Source organism: Desulfobacula sp., from assembly GCF_030611305.1.
GTDB lineage: Bacteria > Desulfobacterota > Desulfobacteria > Desulfobacterales > Desulfobacteraceae > Desulfobacula.
Genome location: NZ_JAUWQB010000150.1, coordinates 1 through 4,449 on the forward strand (window position 1 = coordinate 1; position 4,449 = coordinate 4,449).

General features: G+C 40.4%; 4 protein-coding genes. All 4 read left to right on the top strand.

What is annotated here, in order from left to right:
* Positions 1 to 679: 679 nt before the first annotated feature.
* The 4 genes from QAI40_RS16865 (at position 680) to QAI40_RS16880 (ending at position 3,712) form a co-directional block, all read left to right on the top strand.
* The gene (locus tag QAI40_RS16865) at positions 680 to 1,060 is read left to right on the top strand and encodes a hypothetical protein (protein ID WP_299983961.1); all 381 of its coding nucleotides are present in this window, start codon (positions 680 to 682) and stop codon (positions 1,058 to 1,060) included.
* On the top strand, positions 1,057 to 2,526 hold the full coding sequence (gene istA, locus QAI40_RS16870) for an IS21 family transposase (protein WP_304511903.1): 1,470 nt from the start codon (positions 1,057 to 1,059) through the stop codon (positions 2,524 to 2,526). The genes QAI40_RS16865 and istA overlap by 4 nt, the downstream gene beginning before the upstream one ends.
* Before the next feature lies 1 nt (position 2,527).
* Positions 2,528 to 3,268 (top strand): IS21-like element helper ATPase IstB, encoded by a 741-nt coding sequence (gene istB, locus QAI40_RS16875; RefSeq protein WP_304511904.1) that lies wholly within the window; start codon positions 2,528 to 2,530, stop codon positions 3,266 to 3,268.
* Positions 3,269 to 3,388: 120 nt separating this feature from the next.
* Positions 3,389 to 3,712 (top strand): hypothetical protein, encoded by a 324-nt coding sequence (locus tag QAI40_RS16880; RefSeq protein WP_299983955.1) that lies wholly within the window; start codon positions 3,389 to 3,391, stop codon positions 3,710 to 3,712.
* The last annotated feature ends 737 nt before the right edge of the window (positions 3,713 to 4,449 follow it).

Genomic DNA, 4,449 nt, shown 5'->3' on the forward strand with positions numbered 1-4,449 from the left:
TGTCAGGGCCGACTTAAAAATGTAATTATCCCACCGGCATGAAAATGTAAATATTCTTCTGTTCTTTTTCTTCAAAAAAACAAATAATTTTAAACCATTTTCTTCATTCTTCTTCCTGTTTTTTCTTCAAAAATTCCTTCTCAAAACAAGCCTGTTCATAAATAGTATGTGCCATCTGGAGGTACATTTTGAATGGGACTAATCAAAAGGATAAAATGTAGAAATTGTAAACGGTTATTCGTACCTGACCATCGAAATCGAAACAGGCAAAAATATTGCCGGCGGCTTGCATGTCGCAAAGCAAGTAAGGTTGCCAGTCAGAGAAAATGGCTTAATAAACCGGAGAACAAAGATCACTTCTGCGGGCCTGTAAATGTTCAACGGGTTCAGGAGTGGAGAAGGAACAATCCGGGGTATTGGAAACGAAAACGTTCAAATAAGGCAAATGCGTTACAAGATTCCTTAAAAGCACAACCTATTGAAAACACACATGATAACAGGCAAATTGCAACGAATGCGTTACAAGATTTCTTAAATAAACAACCTCCTGTTATTATAGGATTAATTTCCAATTTTATCGGCTCTGCGTTACAAGATGACATTGCGGCAACCCTTTTTCGTATGCAACAATCCGGGCAGGATATTTTATACTGTCAACTCAAAGAAAAAGGAGGAAAACATGATTGTAAAATCCCCGATTTTACCCGAAAGGGTGCGTAAGATCCCAAGAAGCTTCAGTTGGATTGATCACCGGCTGATCAGCGACAAACATATTGATCGGTGCAATCACCCGGCGGCAGCCTTGTATTTATTCCTGGCTTGTGCGGCAGATGAGAAGGGACTCAGCTATTACGGTGATAAATCCCTCATGAACAAACTCTCCATGGATCAGCAAGCCCTGCAAAACGCACGATCGGACTTGATAGAAATTGGTCTTTTGGCATGGCAAAAGCCCTTCTATCAGGTGCTCGATCTTGGGCCCGTCCAAAAAATGCGGCATGCCGAATCAGCAATGAGTTTGGGAAATATTTTAAGAAAAGCCATGGAGGTTACGTCATGATTGACTATGAGACTTATGTTCGGATCAGAAATTATTTTGAAAATGACAACCTAAAGTATAATCAGATAGCAGATGCATTGAGCCTGGATCAACGCACTGTGGAACGATGGGCCAACAAAAAAAGATATCAACCACGAAAATCAACACCTCGCAAAAGCAAGCTCGATCTTTTTAAAAATGACATCCTGCGGATGCTTGAAAAACATCCATATACTGCAGCGCAAATTTTTCAACGAATAAAGGAAAACGGTTTTGATGGCGGTAAAACAATAGTCGAAGATTATGTACGAAAAGTCAGGCCTCCCAAAACAAAAGCATATTTAAAACTGTCCTTTGCCCCCGGCGAATGCGCGCAGGTGGATTGGGGATCATATGGGACGGTTCGTGTCGGTTCAACGACACGCAGATTGAGTTTTTTTGTGATGGTTTTATGTCACAGCCGCATGATGTATGTTGAGTTTACCGTATCTCAAACAATGGAGCATTTTTTAGGATGTCACCAAAACGCGTTACAATTTTTCGGTGCGGTTCCGAAAAAAATCATGGTGGATAATCTGAAGTCTGCCGTATTAAAGCGCATCGTAGGGCATGCTCCGGTATTCAATCCCAGGTACCTTGATTTTGCACAACACTATGGATTTTCGATCATTGCCTGCAATGTGGGTAAAGGCAATGAAAAAGGCCGGGTGGAAAGCGGTGTCGGGTATGTCAAAAAGAATCTTCTAAACGGTCTGGATATCCCGGATTTTAAAGTCATGAAACCTGTAGCGCGATACTGGCTTGACACCGTGGCCAATGTAAGGACTCATGGTGAAACAGGTAAAAAACCGGTTGATATGTTCCGTGAAGAAAAAAGCGTCCTGCAGCCATTGCCGATTGAACCCTATGATATTGCTGTGATCAAACAAATGCGGGCATCCAGGCAGTTCAGGGTTACCGTTGATACCAACCACTACAGTGTTCCTGCCCAGCTTTCAGGTGTACGCATGACTATGAAAATGTATCCTGATCGGCTTTGTTTTTATCACGATAATAAACTGGTTGCCCGGCATGTTAGAAGTTATGATCGTAGAAAAGACTTTGAAGATCCTGATCACCCCAAAGTGCTTTTGGCCCAGCGAAAAAAAGCACGGGATCAGAAAATATATATGCGGTTTCTGGCTTTATCCGACAAAGCCCAGGAATATTACCGGCAGCTTACGCAGCGGCGTATGAATCCGTTTCATCATATCCGCCAAATCGTTGCTTTAAGTGAAATTTATTCAAAAGAACAGGTTGCAATGGCGATTGAAGATGCTTTTTCATTTGCGGCATTTTCCTGTGAATATATTGCCAATCTGCTGGAACAGCGCTCTCGCCCTCATAAAGAGCCGGGTGCTCTTCACCTGACCCGCAGCAGTGATTTACTCGATTTAACAATCGATAACCCGGATCTTTCAATTTACGATAAAACCATAGGAGATTGATATGAGCAAAAATGATTTAACAAAAGAACTGTTCTACCTGAAACTTCCCTATATACGTGAGAACCATGAAACAGTAAGCCAACTGGCAGCCCGCAAACAATGGACGCATATCCATTATTTATCCGAGTTGGTAAAACAGGAATCAAATTTACGCAGGGACAGAACCATCCAGCGCCGTATCCGGATGGCCAGGTTCCCGGTTATTAAAACCCTGGATCAATTTAACTGGTCCTGGCCCAGGAAAATCAATCGAGCTCAAGTTCAAAATCTGTTTCACCTGAAGTTCATTGAAGATAAAAGCAACGTTATTTTTATAGGGGGTGTTGGAGTAGGGAAAACCCATCTGGCATCCGCATTGGGATATCAGGCATGCCTGAAAGGGAATACCGTGTTATTTGTATCCGCCATAGATATCATCAACAATCTGGTCGCAGCGCAACACGCCGGACGTTTGAAACAGGAATTGAAAAAATATCTCAAGCCTGTATTAATCATCATTGATGAATTGGGGTATCTGCCCATTGATAAAAATGGAGCTGACCTGCTCTTCCAAATAATCAGTGCGCGGTATGAACGTGGGTCTATTATTATCACAACCAACCGTGTGTTCAAGGACTGGCCGAAAATCTTCAACAATGACAGTACGCTCACATCCGCTCTGCTTGACCGCTTGCTTCACCATACTGAAGCAGTCGTCATAGAAGGTAAAAGCTATCGGATGAAGGAAGTAAAAGAAGAATAATAAAAGAGATCAGTTAGTCAAAAAAATGCCTAACTGATCTTTTTTTTCCAAACATTTTTAAACCGGAGATTCTATGACATTTTCACGCCGAGGCTAACACCTGGAAACTCCCGAATAGAGATGCCTATCGGAAAGGGGTGGGCGTATATCTCCAGTAATATCAAAAAGCATAAAGATGAAAGTGACCATGGGAAATATTGTTTTGATTTGGGACATGGAGCTTATCAGAATCATCATTGGAAAACATGCAAATCAGTTTCGGAAAAAGCCAATTTAAGTGTCATTTTAACTTCATGGACAAAATCGAAAACAATGAGTTCTTGGGTTTACACAAAAGGCGAAAAAGAGGAAAAAAAGGCTGTTATTTCAAAAAATGATACAACAGATAATCATGATAGAATAGACTTTTTTAAGAAACCCTTCTTAAATAAGATATTTTCTTAATGTAGTCGCTCCGTCATTGAGCTCGATTTTCTAATATGGTCAGTATTGGGTCCGAGGCACTGTAAAGATCTTCATAATAAAAAATTCTGTGCCATCGTCAGGAGTGACCTGGGAAGTTCCTTGATATGTTGATTACTTACTTTTCAATAGTTTTAATTTGTTTTCCTTTGTAATTTTTTCACCGCGGGTTGCGAATTGGGTTACTGTAGGCTGAGATATTTCTAATCGTTTTGACAATTGTACCATACTCATACCGAGTTCCTTTAATGTCCAGAAACATACTACTAAGCTTCTCGCCTGTACCTTATGGGTCTGTCTGCCTGAAGACAATACTTCTCTCCTGTTAATTATTCGATATGTCAATATATCAAGGAATGTCCCGGAACTCTGCCGTAAACCTTACCCTTTGTTCCTCAGAACGTAGAATTTTAGGTCTATGATATTTTAATAACTGAAGTTTCACCGAAATTATGGCTAACCGAGATTAACCGGGACCACCCCATTTCCCTCTCTCCCTTGATAGAGTTCACCTCTCAATTAAGACTAAAGTTTTTATTGTTTATGCCGATACAGGATATAAATATTACCATTACTTGAAAAATACAATTTGAAGGAGTGAAGTTTGTCCTATATTTTTTTAAATAAAAATTTCAAGCGAAATACTTCCGTAGTTGAACTTAATATACGGATACGTGAATAAAATTTCCAGATATATAGTGCTATATCATGGAAAATTT

Bases quoted from the DNA above. Each gene is read 5' to 3' on its own strand.
- QAI40_RS16865 (WP_299983961.1), top strand. From the start codon at position 680: ATGATTGTAAAATCCCCGATTTTACCCGAAAGGGTGCGTAAGATCCCA.
- istA (WP_304511903.1), top strand. From the start codon at position 1,057: ATGATTGACTATGAGACTTATGTTCGGATCAGAAATTATTTTGAAAAT.
- QAI40_RS16880 (WP_299983955.1), top strand. From the start codon at position 3,389: ATGCCTATCGGAAAGGGGTGGGCGTATATCTCCAGTAATATCAAAAAG.
- istB (WP_304511904.1), top strand. From the start codon at position 2,528: ATGAGCAAAAATGATTTAACAAAAGAACTGTTCTACCTGAAACTTCCC.